Origin of the sequence: Cohnella sp. WQ 127256 (genome assembly GCF_024519285.1) — a bacterium.
Classification (GTDB): Bacteria; Bacillota; Bacilli; order Paenibacillales; family Paenibacillaceae; genus Cohnella.
Window position 1 is genome coordinate 470,174 of record NZ_JAMZCY010000002.1, and the last position, 20,482, is coordinate 490,655.

At 45.8% G+C, this 20,482-nt stretch carries 23 protein-coding genes and 1 other annotated feature; of the genes, 14 read left to right on the forward strand and 9 right to left on the reverse strand.

Annotated features, from left to right (window positions below; all coding sequences use genetic code 11):
• The first annotated feature begins 2 nt into the window (after nt 1-2).
• From M1K58_RS10120 to M1K58_RS10155, 8 genes are all read left to right on the forward strand, one after another.
• Entirely contained in the window at nt 3-557 is a 555-nt protein-coding gene (locus tag M1K58_RS10120) for a YmfQ family protein (RefSeq protein WP_256758751.1), read from the forward strand.
• Nucleotides 557-3,256 carry a hypothetical protein gene (locus tag M1K58_RS10125; RefSeq protein WP_256758704.1) on the forward strand — a complete coding sequence of 900 codons (2,700 nt, stop codon included), beginning with the start codon at nt 557-559 and terminating at the stop codon, nt 3,254-3,256. Before M1K58_RS10120 ends, M1K58_RS10125 begins: the two co-directional genes overlap by 1 nt.
• Nucleotides 3,257-3,498: 242 nt before the next feature.
• Nucleotides 3,499-3,702, forward strand: a complete 204-nt coding sequence (locus M1K58_RS10130) for a hypothetical protein (protein ID WP_256758705.1) — start codon at nt 3,499-3,501, stop codon at nt 3,700-3,702.
• Nucleotide 3,703: 1 nt separating this feature from the next.
• Entirely contained in the window at nt 3,704-3,811 is a 108-nt protein-coding gene (locus M1K58_RS10135; protein WP_256758706.1) for a CD1375 family protein, read from the forward strand.
• Nucleotides 3,812-3,962: 151 nt separating this feature from the next.
• Complete coding sequence (locus M1K58_RS10140; protein WP_256758707.1) at nt 3,963-4,223, forward strand: hemolysin XhlA family protein; 261 nt, start codon at nt 3,963-3,965, stop codon at nt 4,221-4,223.
• A 7-nt stretch (nt 4,224-4,230) separates the two neighbouring features.
• A complete protein-coding gene (locus tag M1K58_RS10145; RefSeq protein ID WP_256758708.1) occupies nt 4,231-4,491 on the forward strand; it encodes a hypothetical protein in 261 nt (86 codons plus the stop codon).
• On the forward strand, nt 4,475-5,245 hold the full coding sequence (locus tag M1K58_RS10150; protein WP_256758709.1) for a glucosaminidase domain-containing protein: 771 nt from the start codon (nt 4,475-4,477) through the stop codon (nt 5,243-5,245). Before M1K58_RS10145 ends, M1K58_RS10150 begins: the two co-directional genes overlap by 17 nt.
• Before the next feature lie 72 nt (nt 5,246-5,317).
• Nucleotides 5,318-6,163 (forward strand): hypothetical protein, encoded by an 846-nt coding sequence (locus M1K58_RS10155; protein WP_256758710.1) that lies wholly within the window; start codon nt 5,318-5,320, stop codon nt 6,161-6,163.
• Here M1K58_RS10155 and M1K58_RS10160 read toward each other — a convergent pair.
• Nucleotides 6,140-6,799 carry an NUDIX hydrolase gene (locus tag M1K58_RS10160; RefSeq protein ID WP_256758711.1) on the reverse strand — a complete coding sequence of 220 codons (660 nt, stop codon included), beginning with the start codon at nt 6,797-6,799 and terminating at the stop codon, nt 6,140-6,142. The genes M1K58_RS10155 and M1K58_RS10160 overlap by 24 nt on opposite strands.
• A 5-nt stretch (nt 6,800-6,804) precedes the next feature.
• Nucleotides 6,805-7,311, reverse strand: coding sequence for a large conductance mechanosensitive channel protein MscL (gene mscL / locus M1K58_RS10165; RefSeq protein WP_256758712.1), 507 nt, complete (start codon nt 7,309-7,311; stop codon nt 6,805-6,807).
• 108 nt (nt 7,312-7,419) lie between these two features.
• On the opposite strand from mscL, the gene M1K58_RS10170 reads away from it, so the two are divergent.
• Nucleotides 7,420-9,180: an ATP-binding protein gene (locus tag M1K58_RS10170; protein WP_256758713.1), complete on the forward strand. Its 1,761-nt coding sequence runs from the start codon at nt 7,420-7,422 to the stop codon at nt 9,178-9,180.
• On the opposite strand, the gene M1K58_RS10175 is transcribed toward M1K58_RS10170, so the two are convergent.
• On the reverse strand, nt 9,147-10,067 hold the full coding sequence (locus M1K58_RS10175; protein ID WP_256758714.1) for a diacylglycerol/lipid kinase family protein: 921 nt from the start codon (nt 10,065-10,067) through the stop codon (nt 9,147-9,149). The genes M1K58_RS10170 and M1K58_RS10175 overlap by 34 nt on opposite strands.
• Before the next feature lie 158 nt (nt 10,068-10,225).
• Between M1K58_RS10175 and M1K58_RS10180 the strand changes: the two genes are divergently transcribed.
• The 3 genes from M1K58_RS10180 to M1K58_RS10190 all read left to right on the forward strand — a co-directional run bounded on the left by M1K58_RS10180 (nt 10,226) and on the right by M1K58_RS10190 (nt 13,018).
• Entirely contained in the window at nt 10,226-11,206 is a 981-nt protein-coding gene (locus tag M1K58_RS10180) for a 2-hydroxyacid dehydrogenase (RefSeq protein ID WP_256758715.1), read from the forward strand.
• A gap of 21 nt (nt 11,207-11,227) precedes the next feature.
• Nucleotides 11,228-11,887, forward strand: coding sequence for a hypothetical protein (locus tag M1K58_RS10185; RefSeq protein ID WP_256758716.1), 660 nt, complete (start codon nt 11,228-11,230; stop codon nt 11,885-11,887).
• A gap of 87 nt (nt 11,888-11,974) precedes the next feature.
• The gene (locus M1K58_RS10190; protein ID WP_256758717.1) at nt 11,975-13,018 is read left to right on the forward strand and encodes an FUSC family protein; all 1,044 of its coding nucleotides are present in this window, start codon (nt 11,975-11,977) and stop codon (nt 13,016-13,018) included.
• Between the two features lie 80 nt (nt 13,019-13,098).
• On the opposite strand, the gene M1K58_RS10195 is transcribed toward M1K58_RS10190, so the two are convergent.
• The 6 genes from M1K58_RS10195 to ilvA all read right to left on the reverse strand — a co-directional run bounded on the left by M1K58_RS10195 (nt 13,099) and on the right by ilvA (nt 18,112).
• The gene (locus M1K58_RS10195) at nt 13,099-13,383 is read right to left on the reverse strand and encodes a transposase (RefSeq protein WP_256758718.1); all 285 of its coding nucleotides are present in this window, start codon (nt 13,381-13,383) and stop codon (nt 13,099-13,101) included.
• Nucleotides 13,384-13,396: 13 nt separating this feature from the next.
• Nucleotides 13,397-13,540 (reverse strand): hypothetical protein, encoded by a 144-nt coding sequence (locus M1K58_RS10200; RefSeq protein ID WP_256758719.1) that lies wholly within the window; start codon nt 13,538-13,540, stop codon nt 13,397-13,399.
• An 89-nt stretch (nt 13,541-13,629) separates the two neighbouring features.
• Complete coding sequence (locus tag M1K58_RS10205; RefSeq protein WP_256758720.1) at nt 13,630-14,259, reverse strand: TVP38/TMEM64 family protein; 630 nt, start codon at nt 14,257-14,259, stop codon at nt 13,630-13,632.
• A 43-nt stretch (nt 14,260-14,302) separates the two neighbouring features.
• Nucleotides 14,303-15,499: an MFS transporter gene (locus M1K58_RS10210; protein WP_372339143.1), complete on the reverse strand. Its 1,197-nt coding sequence runs from the start codon at nt 15,497-15,499 to the stop codon at nt 14,303-14,305.
• A gap of 65 nt (nt 15,500-15,564) precedes the next feature.
• Complete coding sequence (locus tag M1K58_RS10215) at nt 15,565-16,737, reverse strand: MGDG synthase family glycosyltransferase (protein WP_256758721.1); 1,173 nt, start codon at nt 16,735-16,737, stop codon at nt 15,565-15,567.
• 106 nt (nt 16,738-16,843) lie between these two features.
• Nucleotides 16,844-18,112 (reverse strand): threonine ammonia-lyase IlvA, encoded by a 1,269-nt coding sequence (gene ilvA, locus M1K58_RS10220; RefSeq protein WP_256758722.1) that lies wholly within the window; start codon nt 18,110-18,112, stop codon nt 16,844-16,846.
• 81 nt (nt 18,113-18,193) lie between these two features.
• Nucleotides 18,194-18,454: a binding site (T-box leader), on the reverse strand.
• Nucleotides 18,455-18,532: 78 nt separating this feature from the next.
• Between ilvA and M1K58_RS10225 the strand changes: the two genes are divergently transcribed.
• Together M1K58_RS10225 and M1K58_RS10230 are read left to right on the forward strand one after the other, a co-directional pair.
• Nucleotides 18,533-19,096, forward strand: coding sequence for a hypothetical protein (locus M1K58_RS10225; protein WP_256758723.1), 564 nt, complete (start codon nt 18,533-18,535; stop codon nt 19,094-19,096).
• A 99-nt stretch (nt 19,097-19,195) separates the two neighbouring features.
• Entirely contained in the window at nt 19,196-20,395 is a 1,200-nt protein-coding gene (locus M1K58_RS10230; RefSeq protein ID WP_256758724.1) for a stalk domain-containing protein, read from the forward strand.
• Nucleotides 20,396-20,482: the final 87 nt, after the last annotated feature.

A 20,482-nucleotide genomic window follows, 5' to 3' on the forward strand; every position in this document is an offset into this window, starting at 1 on the left:
CAATGAACAGCATTCGCGGAAAAGAAATGATGACCTACCTTCCTGATTACTACGCCACGTCAAGAGTAATGAGCTCTAACATGGACGCTCAGGGTACAGAATTAGACAAGCTGTGGCAGGCGATGGATGAAACACTTGAACAATATTTTGTCTCGACCGCCACTTGGGGGCTTGAACTATGGGAGAAGGAACTTGGAATCTCGGTCGATATCTCCAAGCCTACCGAACAGCGACGAAGTGTGATTCTTTCCAAGCTGCGTGGTATTGGGACTGTGACAGTAAGTCTAATTAAGTCTGTTGCTGAAGCTTACGATGGCGGCACGGTTGAGGTTACTGTTCAGCCGGAGACGTATAAGTTCAATGTAAAGTTTATCGATACTTTAGGAGTTCCTCCGAATCTGGATGATCTTAAAGCAGTAATTGAGGACATTAAGCCAGCGCATCTTGCGGTTGAATATTCCTTCACATACACCCCTTGGGGTGAATTGAAGCAAACAAGTTGGGATAGTCTCAGTAGTTTTACTTGGGAAGAAGTTATGACAAGGAGTTGGTGCTAATGGCTGATCTAACGCAAAATATTGGATTGAAGAAGCCTCTGGATAATGAGTTTGCAGATATCGGCATTATTAATGAAAATATGGACAAGATTGATCAGTCGCTTGGGGCAATGACCGCAGTGCCAACGACTGCTAAAGACGTTGCAGGAGCTATAACGGAGTTGCATGATAACCTGCAACCTAAGTCAAGTGTGCCTGTAGTTCTTAAAAACGGCGTACAGGTTATTCAGGGTGGAGACGTTTCTTCTATCGTGCATCCTGAATTCGTAGGGCGAACTTTAATTAACTTACTAGGCCGTGATGGTAACTGTGAGGATACCATCAAATGGAAAGTTACTCAAACAGGCGGGTTATCAACGATCGCAGAGGATGTTACTTATCGGGTAGTTGGTAATAAGTCAATAATCGTGACTGGAGATACCTTTAATACGTTTGTGTTACTTTATCGAGAGACTGTTCTTGCACTTGATACCAACAAAAATTATCTGGTGGTGGGACATGCGAGGTCGGGGTTACAGGCGAATATAACCGTCGGTACTTCCGCAGCGACCGCTAACGGAGGTGCCGTGACCAATTCAGTGGGTGGAGACTCACTGAATTGGTCTTTAATGTATGCTGCATTCAAGCCGACAATATCACAACTATATATCTCTGGAAATGTAGCAGGTACAGAAAGTATCAAGCCTGCCGCTGGCTTCGACGCGTTCCGCTTGTACGAAATTCCAGCTTCAGAGAAAACAAAGATTGATTCGATGACTCTGGCGCAGGCACAAGATTACATTGTTAGAAACTACCCTTACGTTGACGATATGAAGCATGTTAATGCGGTGTATATTGAGAATAAAGGTAAAAACATGTTGCCAGATTTACAAGATGGTATATGGGCCAGTTCAGGGCCATCCTCTTCACGTTTTTTTATAACGGGATCTTATGATCTAGCGATGAATGTAACCGATACAAGTTCTACTTCAACATACACTTGTGACATTCCTATTCTAATCAATCAAACTTATACAATGAAACACAATGGTGGCACGGGTTTTATACGAGTATCTACTATTAAATTTGCGCCTGGCGGGGCGGTAGTGACAGATATCCTCACTAGAGCTACGTTAATAAGTGGAGAATCTTTTACTTTTACGACACCTGCCGACGCACAGTTTGTGCGTGTACAACTCTTTAATATTAATAAGTCAGACGTTGCAGTAGTGGGAGGGTTCACATTCTCCAATCCTACGCTGAACGTCGGAGCAGTTGCTCCGACGTTCGAATCGCAAAGACCATCATATTTGTACCTGCCTGATGTACAGTTGAAATCTAACGTAGATGGTAGTGTAGCGGATCAGCTTTACACGGATGGACACGGCAAGCCGAGAGTTACGAGACGGTTAAAGCAAATGGTATTAGACGGCAACATCGAGGGAACCGCATACGACTACCCCAGCTTTAAAAGTATAGTGGTGTTAGCCGAAGGTGGAGTCCCGATAAACAAGGTCGGGGGGACTAAGTACAATGGCAAAATTCTTTCTTTTGATAAAACAGCAGTTGAAGCAGATAGCTGGGGTGTGGCCAGTAGTAATATCCACATATCTGTTGCAGACGTAGATAGTGGCTGGGGAGAATTTTACCTACCTTCCAAAGATGAGATTAAGGCATATTTTTGGGGTTGGAAAATGTTTGATATGAATCTCAATCCATCAGGAGTAGGTACGTATGATAGAACAGATGGGCTATATAAATCATGGACTCCAATCCAGAGCTTTAGTGGCTCAATGTTTGGTTGTATTTACGTTGGTGTTGGCGTTCCTAGTCTGCCCCCTTCGTCAAGTAATACTAATACTCTTATAAAGGCTCAGGAATACCAATACTACCGTCTACTGTACCAGATCGATAAGAGTATTGACGAACCAGTGAACTACGAAGGCTCGTTAATGCTCCATGAAGGCGCGAATCAGATTGAGGTCGGAACTGGAATTGTAGTTAGGGAAGCGGCAAGATATACAAATAGTAACGGTCTAAACTGGGTTAATAATACTGTCTACGCTACATCGCTTTTATACAAGGTGCGCAGTTTTGTAAGATTATACAAGAACGCTAATGTGGAGTTGACTAGTTACCGCGTCACTACGGGAGGTGCGGTTCATGGATTAGTTCAGCTTGGCATATATGACCATGCGTTGGATAAAACAGCCGCCTACAGCGTGACATATCTTGCCTTAGATACCTGCACGTTAGGGATTGCGCCACAATCTGTTAACGCTAGCTACGCGCCAAATATTCGCGGATCTATAGATTCGCTTGTTCGGGAAGTAGTCGAAGCGCGTACCGAGGTTTCCGTACTACAGAATACGAAGGTGGAGAAACACCAGCCGCAGTGGATAACACCTACTTTGCTAAATGGGTGGGTCGCGTATGGAGGGGCTGGTTATCCTTCAGCACGATACTTGAAGGATGATTTAGGCTTTGTACATTTAGATGGGCTTATTTCTGGTGGGATAGTTACAAGCGGTACACCGCTGTTCATTTTACCATCTGGATATCGACCAAAAGAAACTGTTACTTTTGTAACTGTGTCGCTTAATAGTACAGCCGAGATTATTACTAGGGTAAGAGTTAATATTAGCGGAGAAGTAGTAGTATCGGGATCAGCAGGAAACGTATGGCTGTGCCTAACAGTACCGCCATTCAGGGCAGGATAATAAGGGAGGGATAAGTCATTAAAGAAGCGATCAGAGTTGGTATTGATGGTAAATACATTGAACCAGTTATTGTCCCACTAGGCTCCTTTGGAGTTAAGCCAATACATTCCGATCCAGAAGAGTCAGAAGAACTGGGCGAACCTACTCTACCGAAGATAGTAGGATACATCGTTGCCGAGAAAGTCCCTGAAGGGCTATTTTTCCCCCGATGGGACTTTATTAGTTCGGAGTGGGTTGAGGGATTGACGACTGAGGAAATTGATGAGATCCAGAACGTACCGCAACCAGAAGCGCCGGAAAAGAAATTAATGCGATATGAAGCCGAAAGTATCGATACGATGTTGGCCATTACAGAAGTTTATGAGGTCATTCTAAATCAACAGGCGATGATTGATGTACTTACCTTGAGAATTGAAGCAATGGAAACTTCCGGGGGAGTTGAGTAGCATGGCCAAGGTGTATTCAAATCTAATTCGTAAGGGACTAAAAACGATTAATGATGTGCCGAGTGAAAAGCGTGCAGAAGTAGAATCTATTTTAGTTACCGATGCTTAGATGGTAGAAGATTAGACTTCTTTTAATTATTATATGCTGATTGGGACGGCTTGGGCATGGCGTTTATATATGCAAGATTACTGCTGCAATTTAATAATATTCTATTAAGCCCCGCTTCAGTGGGGCTTTTATCAAACCTGGAGGTGCAAACATGTCCAGCGAAGAAGCGCGCGTGCTCTCGGATATTCGAGAGCGCGTTGTTCGTTTGGAAACGAAGATCGATGCGATGACGGATGTTCGAGAAACGGCGGAGGCGGCGAGAGATGCAGCGCTTCAGGGGCTACAGTCTTCCAAGTCCGCACACCTGAGAATAGACGAAATCGCCGACAATCAGCGTTGGCTCTGGCGGACACTTGTGGGAGCGATTTTAGCTGCTATAGTAGCTGCCGTGACCAACCTGCAAGGAGGATGAATATAATATGGACAAACTGGTTTCTTTAACCGATGAAGTGGTCATGCTAGCACCGATTGTTGCCGCATATGTGGGAATCGCCAAGGAATTCCGCGTTCCAAGCCAATACTACCATCTCATTAGTCTAGTAATCGCTGCTATTTTTGTACTCGTACCGTCATCGGTGCAGCAAACGTTATCGACCATCTCAATTATCGGGCTAACGGCATCAGGGGTGTATCATTTCACCAAGAAAAGGGAGGAGCAGCCGAATGGTAAAGCTCAGTAAATCTCAATTTATCGCTACGTTAGCCCCTATGGCGATTCGTGCAAGGCAAGACGGTTCTCCGCTGTTTCCATCGGTTCGATTAGCGCAGAATTTGCTAGAAACAGGTGGGGTCATTCATTCTTGGAACAATCTCGGTGGGATCAAGGTAGGTAATGGCAAGCCGAATGCATTCTGGCATGGAAAATGGGTACGCAAAGGAACTTGGGAAGTGGAGGACGGCACACGAGTCGACACCTGGGCCATGTTCCGCGCTTACGATAGCGTCTATGATTTTTACAGAGATCAGGATCTGTTATTCCAAATCTCACGATATGAACGCGTCAGGAAGGCCAAAACCCCAAGTCAGCAAGCAGAAGCATTACGCTTGTGCGGCTACGCCACAGACCCGCAATATAGCTCCAAAATCAATTCAATCATCCAATCCTACTCACTTACTCAATATGACGAACAAGCTAAAGCTAAGCCTATGCAAAGCGAAAATAAAATTATCCCTATAACCGTAAACGGAGTCCAGGTTGCTGAAGGCCAGCTCATCGACAATCAAACTTGGGTTCCAGCAAGAATCGTTGGAGAAGCGATCCAAATCAAGGTTGGCTGGAATGGCAAAGCCGCCACTGCAAATGGAATTCCCCTGACGACTCAGGTCATCGGAACAACTGGCTATGTTCCCGTTCGAGAGCTTGTATCCGCAAACGCATCGGTGAAGCTGACCTGGAATCAGGATGCGAGCAAAGTTGAAATCACGATAGACTAGGCACCTGCATATTCTATAGGCATCCAACTGCCTGCATAACAGCGATCGGGGCAGAACATGAGGGGGCTGTCAATGTCGCGAATTCCGAATTTTCCGCAAAACCTTATCGACGAGCATAGAAATTGGCATCGTGCGCGGCACAACGTCGATATTAACAATCCTCCGCCTGACTATGGGCTGGAATTTCTACAGTTTCATCGCAATTTCATTGCGAGGGCATTATCTTGGTACAACCAGAATGGGAACGATCCGCGGCTAGTTGAACCCTGGACGTCGGTCCCGGAAGCGATAAGAAGAGCTCCTTGTTTCAATCAAGCAGCTGAATCACGCATCCTGTACCAACCCGAATCCTTTGCGACTGCGGATGAGCTAGGTAGATTTATCGAGTCCTCTAACCTTCACGCGTGCATTCATCAACAGTCTGCTCAATTATACGGGGATCCGGATATTAATGATTTCGATGTCGCTCCTCACGATACCGTCTTCTACAATATTCATGGGATGATCAACAACTGGTGGAAAAACTGGGAAGGGCTTGGCCGTTTTCGGGAGGATGGCGGTTATTGGTGCGGCAAGTTTGAAGGAGATAGTGAAGAGATTTTATTATATAGCTCCCTATTCGGAGATTGGTGGTTAGGAAAATCGTGGCAGGATGGTTCTGTAGAACGTGGGGAAACTCGCGTAGAGTGGACGGTTATTGGAGATAGCCGAGAATTCGGCCCGATGAACGATGAACGTCTCTTCCGAATTTGGGATGCAGACGGGGACGGCAAGCTCGAAGTGCTTTTCCGTCATCCGCTACACGGTGGCTGGATAGAGGGCAAGGTGAAGGGTGGCCGAATGGTCTGGAACCCTATCCGACTTCAGCCATATGGTTTCCCATTACCCTCATCCTCAGGCCTTAACCAAATTTCTTAAAAACTTAAACACTTCAATATAATAGCTGTAGTCCCTGAGAACAAACGAGCTGCAGGTGAGATTAACTTCTGCAGCCTGCAGCTTCCCCTCACAGAGCTTTACGCCTTGTGCTGTGATTTCCTTTACGGTACCTTCCATTAATCCGATTAGCTCATCCACATCCGCTTCGTACAAGCCGGATACTTCTTCCTCTTGCAATCGGAACTGCATCAAGGGGATGTCGGTGATCAGGCCATATACGTGGCTAACCTCAGCGTCGATATAAGGAACACCACAGGCAACGCCAGAGTCTTGCTCTCGGAAGACACCATATTCCGTGAGCTGGTCGAATGTAACACGCACACCAAGCTCTTCCTCCAGCTCGCGAATAATCGCTTGAGTAGACTCCCCGGCTTCCAAATGACCTGCCGCCGTAATATCGAATAAGCTTGGGTTTGTATCTTTGTTTGCTGAACGTTGTTGAAACAATACTTTGATCCGTGGATCTTCTTTGCCTCTGACTGTACCTTCCCCATCTTGGCGGACAAGCCAGCAATGAACGGTGTGGTGCCATAATCCCATCGCATGAACGACTGCGCGTTCCGCAACCTCTATCCAATTGCCGTGTTCATCGTATACATCAAGCATTTCAGCCATTGTGATTACCCTTTTGCCGAAGAAGCTTGTCCGATTGGCGTAACCTCGGATGTGCAGTGAGAGCAACGGGATGCAATTAGCGGAATTTCAGATATACAATAAGGACATTCTCGCGTTGTTGGTTCAACTGCAGCAGGTGCTTCTTGCTCTTTCTTGCGGCTTAGCTTGTTGAGGAACTTCACCAGCATGAACACACAGAAAGCAACGAGTACAAAATCAATGAGGATATTAATGAATTGTCCATAGGCAATGACAGCTGCACCAGCTGACCGAGCCTCATCTAAGGATTGGGGAACTTTATTGTTAAGTAGCTTCCCCGGATTCAAATTCCAATACAAATCTTTGAAATTCACGTTTCCTAGCAATTTTCCGATAGGTGGCATGACCACATCGTTAACGAGAGAGGTAACGATCTTGCCGAATGCTCCACCAATGATGACCCCGACTGCCAGGTCAACGACATTCCCACGCATTGCAAAAGTCTTGAATTCACTTAATGTAGATCGTAACATTTCACTGCCTCCAATAAATTAGAATTTTTCTGAAAAGGAATTTGCTGGCATTCGTCGAATCCTATTAGACAAAAGCTAAAGATGTCAGTTTCTGCGAGGGATCAAAGGATGAACGGTACCGTAGCCTCATGGCCAAGCTTTTTTTTGCTGCTGGCGCTGTTAATTAGCATACTCGCATCTTATACCATGTTCAACTTTATTGGCAATCTCAAAAGAACAAACGGGACTTTTCGCCAATTTTGGTTAGTGGGTGGTGCGTTTGTTTTTGGTGTCGGTTTATGGGCTAAGCATTTTGTTACACTGCTAAGATATAATGATCCACTCATTATTAATTGGGTGATGCCGGTAGCTTTAATGTTTGTAATTTTCTTTTCATTAATGGCCTTCGTCATGCTTACCTTCCTTGAGATCATGAGATATCGTCTCCTAATCGGTAGCTCTATTCTAGCATTTGGTATCGCTGTTATGAATTATTTCAGCGTGCTGGGGCCGAAGATAGAGCATATGAGTGTCGATAATGGCTATGTTTTCCTGTCATTAATATTGCTGTTCGTTGGAACTTACTTATCCTTCCTGCTCTCTGAAAGCAACATCAGGGAAAGAAAGCTTCTCGCAAGCTTGATACTTGGTGGATCTGTAATGGCTGTGCAGCTACTGAGCAACATGGCGCTAACGATCGAATATTCCGATGTCACGATGACTTCCGACAGATTGAATGAAGATATTTATTTGCTTGCGTTGATCATAGGGATAGGCGCACTTCTTATTCTAATGTCGACGTTATTTACTTGGTATATCGACAAGCGGTTGAATCAGATGGACGAACGATACCGTCTCTTGGTGGAAAACTCTCTCGACACGATCGCTATCCTTAAGGGCGATCATTGGGGGTTCGTCAATGTAGCGGGTATCCGAATGTTCGAAGCAGATGTGGCGAGTGATCTGCTAGGGAAATCCATATATACGTTCCTGCCGGCCAAGGATCATATCGCTTTCAAGGAGAGGCTCCATAATCTCGTTTTTACGGGCAGTGGGATTACGATTGAACAAGAATGGTTTACTTTGAAAGGGAAAGTCTTACATACAGAAATTGTGGAAACGATGACTACGCTCGATAACGAGCCAGCAATCCAAATCATTATTAGGGACATTTCCGAACGTAAGAAGAACGAGGAGCTACTCATTAACTCAGAGAAGCTGTATGTTGCTGGTCAGCTGGCGGCGGGAATCGCACACGAAATTCGTAATCCACTTACTTCACTTAAGGGCTTCCTACAACTAATAGCATCGGGGAGAAAAAATAATAGTAGCTACTACGACATCATGAATTCGGAGCTGGATCGAATCGAGGATATTGTTAGCGAGCTATTAATGCTCTCCAAACCACAGGTTTATGAGCTTTCCTATCAGGATATGCGGGTAGTAATGAGGGACACCGTCACATTACTAGATGCCCAAGCTATTCTGCATAATATCGCGATCGAGGCCGATTATGGTTCGGATCCATTATGGATATATGGAGTGGAAAATCAAGTAAAGCAAGTGTTCATAAATGTAATAAAAAATGCGATTGAAGCGATGATTGATGGAGGCAGTATTGGAATTAAGCTTTCACGCGAGAGCGATCGTGTCTATGTTCGAATCCGTGATGAAGGTCCGGGCATCGACGAGAATCAATTGGCTAAGATCGGTCAGCCTTTCTACACTACAAAAGAAAAGGGAACGGGTCTCGGTCTCATGGTTAGCTACAAAATTGTGGATAACCATCAAGGAAGAATTGAGGTCAAGAGCGAGATTGGCTACGGTACTTTATTTGAAATTATGCTACCCTTCCGTTATCCCGATGCGGAGATCAAGAAATCTAGCTGACGAGGGCGAATAACTGCCGTGATGGGAGTCTCACCAATTGGCTCTCCATCACCGAATGAGAGTAACGAGGTAGAAGACTTGATCGTGACGGTATGTCCTGATAGAAAGGTAACGAAGCGATGTTGTTTAACATGGCCACCCCATAATACTGACGGGAACAGAAATAGAATACGGCGTACGGTACAGCCATGCACGACACATACATGAAGGTGCCCATCGTCCGGCAGGGCGGTTGGGCATATTTTTAATCCACCTCCGTAGGTGGACACGTTAGTGACAGCTGACAACCAACCCTTATTAAATTGATGTGAGACACCATCGACAGTAAGTGTGAGGGATGCTGGCTTGAATTTCGCAAGCGCACGCAATAAGCCGATCACATAGGCAAGGGAGCCAACGTAAAGCTTATTGCACCATTTTTTATAGCTGTAATCGTTTACATCATTGGCTACGGCTGCATCAAGTCCGATAGCAATAGCGGTTATGGAAAGCTGCTTTATTCCATTTTGTGTTATGGTTTCGAGTAGGTCGATTTGTTTCGTATGTCCTGCAAGAATAATTTCGAGAGCCTTAATTGGATTGCGTGGAATGCCTAATGCCCGAGAAGTGTCATTGCCTGAGCCTGACGGGATGAGACCGTAAGAGATACCGGACGTAGCGAGCAGTGGAAGAAGACTGTGCAAGGTGCCATCGCCCCCGATGACTGCTACCGACTTAATATTCCCATGCTCTAAGTGCTTGCTAACTAGGGAATTAGCCTCCGTCTCGGAGCTCGTGACGACTTGAACGTACTTCGTTCCTCTACGTCGTAGCTGAGCCTCAACTTTGAGCCATATTTTTTTGCCGCGGCCATTGCCAGAATTAGTGTTGATTACAAATAAGATCAAGCCGCTCATGCCTCCTGAAGTTCGCTTACATATGACATTCATTATAAGGTGATGCTGAAGTTTGTGGAAGACCTGCGATTGAGGGCTGAAAACTATTTGAAGTCAGATTACGTCCATTACTTATAATTATATTGCTATCGAAGGAGTAGATCCGTCCGATGACTATAAATTTGACAAGGGTTGCCGTTATTACAGCTCAAGGTAGAAGTACGTTCACAGATCAACAAGCAGCGAGCTTGGAGGCTGTTTCACAAGCAGAGTTCAGTTCAGCAATGTCTCCACTCAGCAAGGAAGAAATCGTAGCGAGGTTGAAGAATGCAGATTATGCTGGCTTAACACCTCGTTCGGTTCAGTCCATTGACAGAAGCTGGCTGGATCACCTTCCTAACCTGAAAGGAATAGCGGTGTTTGCTACCGGAGTAGATTATGTTGATGTTCATTATTTGAAGGAAAAAGGGATCGTGCTTAGTCATCTTCCCGATTACTCTACTGAATCAGTAGCCGAGCATACGCTTGGTTTGCTACTTACGATGTCACGCCGAATTCACTTAAGCCAAGATCGAGTGCGGGGACGAGTCTCTGCTGGAACCTCCGTTCTTGGGTGGGAGCTTCAGGGGCGTACGATCGGTATCTTAGGTCTTGGAAGAATTGGTAACCGCGTGGCGGAGCTTGCTCGTGTGTTTGGTATGCGAGTACTCGGCCATGACCCTTGGCAGCAAGTGGAAGGGACCCTGAACGTTAACTTGGAGGAGCTACTGGCCTCCAGCGATGTCGTAAGCTTGCATTTCCCTGCTCAATGGCAGGGAGAGGCGGAATTCGGCAAAGAAAGGTTTGCGAGGATGAAACCAGGAGCCACCCTCATCAATGTGTCCCGCTGCGCATTGGTTGATCCTGTTGCGGTTGTTGATGCCATTGACTCTGGGATGCTTAAGGGGTATGCGGTAGATGATATTTTCCCGATAGGGGAATCGGATGAACGGGCACGTCAACAGATTGCTGAAGGTCGCATTTTACAGACGGGGCATACGGCTTGGTACTCACAAGAAGTCATCCAGCGCGGTTACGATAATTGGATAGGTAACCTTATTAGCCTGGCTAGAGGAAATCCGCATAATGTAATAGGAACGATGAGAAAATAAAAGGATCTAGAGGTGGAACGGATGAGGAGCTTGAAGAGTGAGCAATTACTGCTCCTAGTACTATGGACTATAGTCTTCGGATTTCTACTAGTTATGGTAGTGACGGCTTGGCCACAATATTGGCGTTTTGTAGCGGCAGAGACGACTCCACTCGCTTGGTTGGAGAGTGTATTGCTTGTATTAATTGCAGGGGTATCGGGATTAATCGCGTATGTAGAAGCCCTGTCTGGAAAATCGACTAGGAAGGTTATCCTGGGGTGGGTCGTTGTGGCGATAGGTTTTGCTTGGCTTGCAGTAGACGAAAGATTCGCCCTACACGAGAGAATAAGAGACCAATTCCTCAAGCCGACAGGGTTCAAGCTACTTCCTTGGATGGAAGCAGGAGATTGGCTCATTCCCTTATACATGATTAGTGGATTAATTGCGTTGCGGTGGCTGTGGCAGCTCATTGGGATGAATCGGAGTGCGCGATTGTTCCTTGTGACCGCTATACTTATTTCCGTCTGTGCAGTTGGTATGGATACGATCGATATTCGTAGTCTGAACAAAGGAATGGAGAGGTTGCTCCAATCCATTGAAGAAGGCTTAGAGACGTTGGCCATGACTTCTTTCTTATCCGCATTTCTATGTGTATGGATGGCAAGGCTAAATTCCATCATACATCAGGTTAAGGGTACATAATAAGATCAAAGATTGTCCGCTCGATAGTCGAAAGCGTGTTATACTATTAGAACTTTGCTGTACATTTGCGGAAGGTGGAACATAGGCATGACGATTGGAGCAAGAGTGCTAAAGACGGGGCTGTCAATCGCTATTGCGCTATGGGTCGGAGCACTAGTCGGACTAGACTCTCCACTCATTGCGGCTATCGCGGCGATTTTTACGATACAGCCCTCCATTTATCGTTCTTGGACACAGGTTCTGGAGCAAGTGCAGAGCAACGTATTGGGAGCTATTATCGCAATTGCTGCGGTATGGTTCATCGGAAACACCCCGATATTAGTGGGATTCGTAAGTATCGGTGTGATCCTATTATGTATTCGGTTAAAAACAGAATCGACGATCGCGTTAACGTTAGTAACCGTCGTCGTAATCATGGAAACACAAGGTCAGGGCTGGATGTTGGCTTTAGATCGTCTTGCAGCGATATTAACGGGGATGGTGTCAGCATTTGCTGTTAATGTGGCCATCGCGCCACCACGCCACCACAGCCGCTTCTTGAGACAGATTGAAGAAGCGCAGGCGCTGTTGTCCCGCTTGCTCAGGACCGTTATATCCAACGAGTTGAAGGAAAATATTTATCGAAAAGAACAATATATTCTTAAAAGTAAGCTTCGTAAGCTAGATGAATACTATGAATTATTTTCTGAAGAACGGGTTTGGAGGAAGAAATCGAGACTTAAACGGGTGAGACTTCTCGTCGTGTTTAAGGAAATGCTATCCTCGCTAGAACGGGGATATTCCCTCATCGATGCGGTGGAGGATCATTATTGGGCCGTGTCGACGAGCGAAGCATGGAATCGACTTATTGATCGTCAGATTGAGGCACTATGTGGCTATCATGAGCAACTGCTATGGAAATGGGAGGGGAAGCTGAAGGCTGGCGCATCAGCCGCGGCACCTCCCCCTGAGGCGTCTATGCTTCTAACGGAGTTGATCGGAGAGGCGAATGAGGATTTAACCGCTCGTGCCCGTTTGTTCGTCATCACTTCCTCGGTATACACCTATGAAGAGAGGCTGAGACGCCTTGATAAACTGATGGAGCAATATTTGCAGCGTAGTGCTGGGGATGAAGAAGCTAAGGGAGAGTAAGAAGCGGGAGAAGGGGTATGAATAGAATGAGGCTGTCTCGGAAAAGTCTTTTACAGACTTTTCGAAGACAGCCTCATTTTTTATTTCTTCCCGCTGTCCATTTGACGGCGTGGATGAGTGATTTTGCCTTGCTTGTCGGTGTCGTCTTCCTTCGGAACGAGGCGCGGATCTGTCCGACCTTCATGATGATTGTCGAAGCTAAACTCAGTAAGTGTCCATTCCGTATTGCCAAGGATCAGATCTGCGGGGAATTCGTCCCCACGTTTCAGCTCCTGCTCTTGCCCTGCCTCATTCTCATATACCCCGTCCACTTCGACTTTCTCTCCGGACATAGGGTCCATTCTATCTTTATTAGACTCGCTCATTGGGCGCACTCCTTCACAATCCGTGTTTCGGAACGGCGGCTCTGTCGGCATCCGATTGAAGCTGGCGAGCTCTCTGCTTGCCAGCTCCAGATTGATCTGCTTCAGATTGAGCTTTGCTGGCCGTCTTCTGATTGGCCGAAGGGTTCTTAGCGGACATACCATTCCCTCCTTTGCGATCATTTGCTCGCTTAGGATTCCACGGGAAGGGAAGTGTTATGCTTGGAATAATTGCGCTTAAGCTGAGGATTAACTGAAACGGTTTTCTAATTTTCGGCCACCATACCACATGAGAAGCAGGACGCCGATAGCCATGAAGATCCGCCACGGTTGATCCGCCATAGCTTGCAGATCATGTCCGAGGAAAGAAAGCGTGAATATCATGACCGCCTTACCTAGTGCCATTGCCGTTAGAAAGGTATGTAATGGGATTTTCGATAATCCAGAAGCGATGTTGACGATGACGGAAGGTGAAAAGGGAAAGCAGGCTAATAAAAATATCGGAGTAAATCCTTTGCGTTCTATATAACTGAAAAACCGTTCCGATTTCGGGAATTTACGGCGAATCCGCTCACCGTACCGTTTTGAAAATCGTCTTGCTAGCAGGAATACGACTAAGGAGCCTGAAGTAACTCCAATCCAAGAATACAGAAAACCAAACCACATTCCATAGGCGGCGGCATTCGCAACAACAAAAACGACCAAAGGAAGAATTGGGATTAGAGCTTCAAGAAATGGAAGTAATATGCCGGGGAGGGGTCCAAATTGAGAATACTGATGAAGGAGATCCTTGATCTCCTTCAGGTTCATATCCTTAGCATAAGTAATCCATTCGTGAACGGTCCATGCAGTTGACCATAATAAGTGCGTATTTAGCATGCGTACAAGCTCCAATCAACCCAACCAGCGAGTAATCTACGATTTATTTTGTTGCAGGAGGCAAGGATTCACCCTTGAAAAGCTTAAAAGGAAAGAAAACGTAAAACATACTTATTATTATAAACATTATCCCTGCTAAGCCAACAACGGAGGACTCACTGAACCGTGTAGCCAGCACTCCACCGATAATGGGTCCAATGATGCCACCGATTCCTTCTACCGTCGAGAATACACCCCAGCCTAAGCCTTGCTGTCCAGGAGGGACATATGCGGCTAGTAGGGCATTCCATGCCGGTAAAACCGCTGCATAGGACAGACCAAGCACGAAAGCCCAGAACAAAGCGAGCACAATCGGTGGCTGTTGGGTTAGAGCGAATAAAATAATTCCGAAGGCCAAGAAGCCGACAATGAGGAACCATTTTTTACCGAACGAATCGGACAGCTTTCCCATTGGAATGAGTCCAATGACCGTACAGCCACCGCCAATAATAAGCAAGATAGAGTATTGCGTTGCCGACATCCCAAGGCTATTAACCGCAAAGCTTGGCAGTATAGGAAGTAGCATGCCGGCTCCAAGCGTCTGCAGTACCATGCCGGGTAGAAGCAGCTTCATGTCCCGTAGTCTGCTTCCAAGTATCGCTAACTGTTCGCGAAAAGGAACAATGTCAATATGGACGCTACGTCCTTTTTTAATAAAGAACGACAAAACCAATGCCAATAACGACACCCCAACCATTACCCAATACGTTAATTCCAGATTGTAGTCCAGTAGCAGATTGGTAACGACAGGGCCACTTCCTAAGCCAACAAGCCAGATCGTGTACAAGAACCCCATTTGCGTAGCACGATGATCTTCTTTTATTTTCGTTAAGCACACAATCCATATTGGAGATATTCCGATTCCATATATGGCTGCGGCTGTAATGAATATCCATGGGACATCTGCAAATTCGAGTGTGGCGATTCCAATGAAGGAGCACAACAATCCAATACTTACAACGAAGCGAACAGACAAGCGATCGAGCAAGTAACCAATAGCAAGCTTCAGCCCTGTGTCCGTTATATAATGAGCCGTAATCGCAGCTCCAATAACGTCCAAGTTAAGACCTAGTGCCTTATCGCCATAGATAGGCAAGACGCTGATCAGAGCTGCGCCCCTAACGAATTCAACAAGAAAAAGTATGGCTAAATACAGTAACATGTCTGATTGGAAAAAAGATTTCGCAGAAGACTTACTCACAAGCAGCTCTCCTTTTACTACCTTCATTCTGAAATCTAAAACCCCAGAAGTTGCAGTCTCACGGATCACACAGGTACTAAAGCTGACGCCGAAGTTGAGGAAGCCTCTTCCATTATATGCAATTGGCGGACAATATCCAAGGCGATGCGATCTGATGCGCCTTTTTTGCCTAGTGCTTGAAGGGCGAGTTGCATTTCCACTCTTATTTTTGGCTGGAATAGCAAGCCTGCCACACCTTTAATTAATTGTTCGACGGATTGACAGAGGATAGCCGCACCTTTGCTCTCCAAATAAAGGGCATTATTGCGTTCTTGACCTGGCACGGGACGATAGAGGAGGAGTGGTAACTCCGCAGCAATGGCCTCTGATAAGATTAAGCCACCTGCTTTCGTGATTATACAGGCTGACAAAGCCATGAGTTCATCCATGTCGTCGACATATCCGAGCACAGTGACATCATCATTTAATTGGAAATAATCCGATAATGAGCTCTTTAACGAACGATTACGTCCGCATACAAGGATGACTTGAGCTTTGCATTGAACGAGTAGCTTTTGACAAAGCGCTGTCGTATCCGCCCATGTCATATTAGAAGCTGCCATAATAAGCACGACAGGTTTATGAGGATTGAAGTTATAACGAGAATTAGATGTGAATGTCTCTGTGACTTCTGTTGATCTATTTAGAAAGGTTGGGCGGATCGGAATCCCAGTTACGGCTACCCGTCCGGAATGTATGCCTAACCTGATAAGCTGCATCCTTATATCTTCTGTCGCGACATAATATTTATCCACGTCAGGATGAATCCATCTGAAGTGCAGGTCGAAATCCGTAACGACATTAAACATTGGAATTTTGTGTCCCGTTCTTTGAGCGACAAGGGGCAATACTAGGTTGGGGAAGGTGTGGATGATCGCATCAGGACGTTCTTGTTCAACTAACCTTTGTAAAGTGAGGGCGCCAAAGGAATGTAGCCATGAGGCGAATAAGGAATTAGACTTCATTCCTTTCGTTGCTTCGTAAACCCACCCATAGATTTGGGGTAGCACGGTGTAGCTTTTGTTATAAACATAGCGGCTGAATTCGTTGAGGAGGGGATGAGACTCGGCGAGTAAATCAATGAGTTGGATATCGGTGTTATCAAGTTGTGCGAAGCTATGTTCTAGCGCTGTTGCAGCCTTCCAATGACCTTCTCCAAATCGTGCGTAAAGAATGAAAATTTTCCTCTGTTTAGACATAAGCGCACCTCACCTTATCCCCATTAGTCACTGCGAGCAGTTCTACAAATAACTGTAGCGCTCGAGTGTAAAATGGGGATAAACATTTGGAGGGGGTATGTCAAATTTAGATTAGTAAGTTAAATAAGAGAGGATCTTTGTTTAATTCGATGAATTGGAAGTTTTTATTTGTCATTCTTTCCACTAAGCCATCGTAATCCTCGGGACTTTTTAATTCGATACCGACAAGGGCGGGACCATTTTCCTTGTTATGCTTTTTCGTATACTCGAATTGAACGATATCATCATTCGGCCCCAGCACGTAGTCAAGGAATTCCCGTAGAGCTCCGGCCCGTTGTGGGAAGTTGATCATAAAATAGTGCTTTAACCCTTCATAGATGAGCGAGCGTTCCTTGATTTCCTGCATCCGATCGATGTCGTTGTTGCCACCACTAATAATACAGACAACATTTTTTCCGCGTATCGCTTCTGGATCCATGGCTGAGAGGGCAGCAACCGTTAACGCACCCGCGGGCTCCGCGACGATAGCATGCTCATTATAGAGCTCAAGTATGGTTGTACAGACACGGCCTTCCGGAACGGTGATCACCTCATCCAGTAAGTCCCGACAAAGGGCATAGGTGAGCTCACCTACTCGCTTAACCGCAGCTCCGTCTACGAATTTGTCGATATCAGTTAACGTGACGACTTGCTGAGCTTGCAAGGCTTGCTGCATGGAGGGTGCACCTTCCGGCTCCACACCAACGATTCGGATCGACGGGCTGATCGCCTTCATATAAGTGGAAACACCAGCCGCTAACCCACCTCCGCCAATGGTGACGAGCACGAGATCAATAGACGGAGCCCCACCTTCCATAATCTCTTTACCCACAGTGCCGTTACCTGCCACGATTCGAGCATCATCGAACGGATGGACGAAGGGCAAAGCTTCCTCCTGGCTGACCCGAACAGCCTCTGCGTAGGCATCGTCGAAAGTGTCCCCGATCAAGCGAATATCTACTTTATCTCCACCGAATAGCCTTACTTGGTTGATCTTCTGTCTAGGCGTCGTCGCTGGCATGTAGATAATACCGGGAATGTCCAGCTTATGGCAGGAGAATGCTACACCTTGGGCATGGTTTCCTGCGCTCGCACAGATGACGCCTTGGCTGCGTTCTTCTTCCGATAGACTGGAGATGAGATTGTAGGCTCCACGGATTTTGAAGGAGCGTACGATCTGCAAATCCTCACGTTTCAAATAAACGTTACAATCGAATTTAGCAGAGAGAGCACGATTATACTGCAAAGGAGTAGGTACGACCACGTCTTGTAGAACGCGGTGTGCGTTTAGAATATCGGCTAGTGGGACGGTAAACTCTGGCTTGTTGCTGGACATGCAGATCATCCTTTCGGGGTTGATATTAGTAGAGAAAATCAGTGCAAACCCGTTTATTTGTACAAAAAAAACCGCCCCTGTAAAAGGGACGGATCGTTATCCGTGGTACCACCCTCGTTCCAAACCTGTCATCGGTAAGATGCAACGTTTGGCTCTCGTGTGTCGTATAGTGTGTATACGACGTCCCGTAACGGGGGAAACCGTCCGCGCCTACGATGTTGCTGTTCGGCGCCGCTTCTCGAGGAGGATATTATTCTGAGCTTCAACCATCGGCTTGCAGCAAGTCGCCGATTCTCTGGAGATCGAAGGAATCAGATAACGTGTTCCCGTCATGGAATTATAGTTCTTGTTATACGCTTCCCGCACTCGGAAGTCAATCGTCTATTCACTATCTTTATGATATTTTCAAAGGAGATTAGGATGAAAAAATTACTCATTAGCTTGTTCGTGCTCATCGTTCTAGTTGTCATCGCTGGGGTAGGATCATTGTACTATGTGAAGCCGGATCAGAATTTGGATTTGGTTTATGAAGAGGTGCCATTGAAGGATCGCGCACTAGATATGGTTCGAAGGATGTCGCCAGAATTGATTCTAACCTCGGAGGACATAAACAATCTTTCCAAAAAATCGATAGCGGACAACCCGCAGGTTGAGAAAGATGTGTTGGTTACAGGCGCGGACTTCAACTTGGACGGGGATCTTCTGCTCGCAGACTTGAACGTCATATGGAAAGATCAAATTTCTGCGGGCTTGAAGATCACTTATCGTCTGCATTGGAACCATCCGAACGTAGTTGCTACTGTTGAGAAAGCAATGATGAAGGGGATAACGTTGCCTAATTCCATGTTCTCGGATCGCATTATTCCGATTGGAGAGGATCTTCCTAAGCTCTTAAAAATCAATAAATTAGAATGGGGAGGCGGCGAAGTAAAGGTGAAGTTCCAGAAGCCGTCGTTAAGTGATTTGCGAGAGTTGATTGGTTAGCCTAAGAACAAGGATAGGAAAATAGGGATTGGTATTTTATATCATAATGTAATAGAGTAAATGGATAGATTTACATCAATCGGATGAGGATGTGTCGACTTGAAACGTAGCTTATTTCTTTTATTATCAGTTGTTCTAGCCTTTACTTTGGCAGGCACAGCATCTGCTTCTGCAGCAACAGGATCTACTGTAAACAACAAACAAGCGGTTAAAGTTGTTGTAAACGGAAAAGCGGTAGATTTCGGCTCTAATCTAATCATGATTAAAGGGAAAACCTTCATAGAGTATGCGGCTTTGTTTAAACAACTCGGATATGAAACAGAATTTGATTCTGCTCTGCAAACGTTCTATGCGAAAGCGGACAACATCGAAATTCAAGCTTCAGTTGGCGCGGATATCGTACTCGTCAATGAACATACGGTAGTGAGCACCGGAGAAATTATAGCTAAGAATGGCCTTGTTATGGTTGGGGTTCGTTTTGCCGGGCTATTGACGAATAATAAAGTAGAGTGGATAGGTAAAGAGAATACGATATCTATGACTTATGCGGGGCCATCTGAGGAGGACAAGGCAGCAATCGTTGAATTGTTCAGCAAGATGCTAGTTGCCGAAGCTGGTGGTAATGGAGAAGATCTTGTTAAGTTGATGTCGGATGATACCGTAATGGATATTGAAAGTGTGCGAGATATATGGGAATCTACTAGAACGAGGACAAGCATCGAGGGATTGGATATCCAATCGTTTAGTGATGATGCTGCAGTTACTGTTCTGATTGAGAATACGATTAAGGTCAGCGGGGACTTCTTTCCAGACAATAAGACGCAAACCCGTTATACTCTCCATAAAGACAAAGCTGGGGCATGGAAGATTTATAGTATAGAGGTTCTGGGACAAGAGTACACAAACATTCCGGGGCTCTTCGACCAGGAAGTAAAGATTCCTGAATCAGATAAAGCAGCCATTGGTAAAGTTTTCGAGGAACAGATGAAAGCGGCTAATAGCAAAAATACAGATGCTTATATCGCGACATTAATAGATTTTGAAGGAAAAGAAGAGTTGAAGCTTCAGCTAGATACTCTTTTCAAAGAAACGGCGATAGATATTTCTACGGAAAAGTGGACGATCGTCGAATATAATGGATCAGACAAGGCGCAGCTATTAGTTTCGATACTCAATAAAGTCGATACGAACGGTAAAAAAGTACAAACACGCAGTGTCATTCTTAATCCAGTTGAGAAAGTAGCAGGCAAGTGGCTGCTTAGTGCAGAAGTAGCTGTGATATCCAACGAGCAATTATAATAATCGGTTTACAAGGGAGGCGTGGGGGGGGGGGCGCGCGGTGGTGGTGGGGGGCGGCGCGGGTGGGGGGGGTAGTGTGTCACGGTT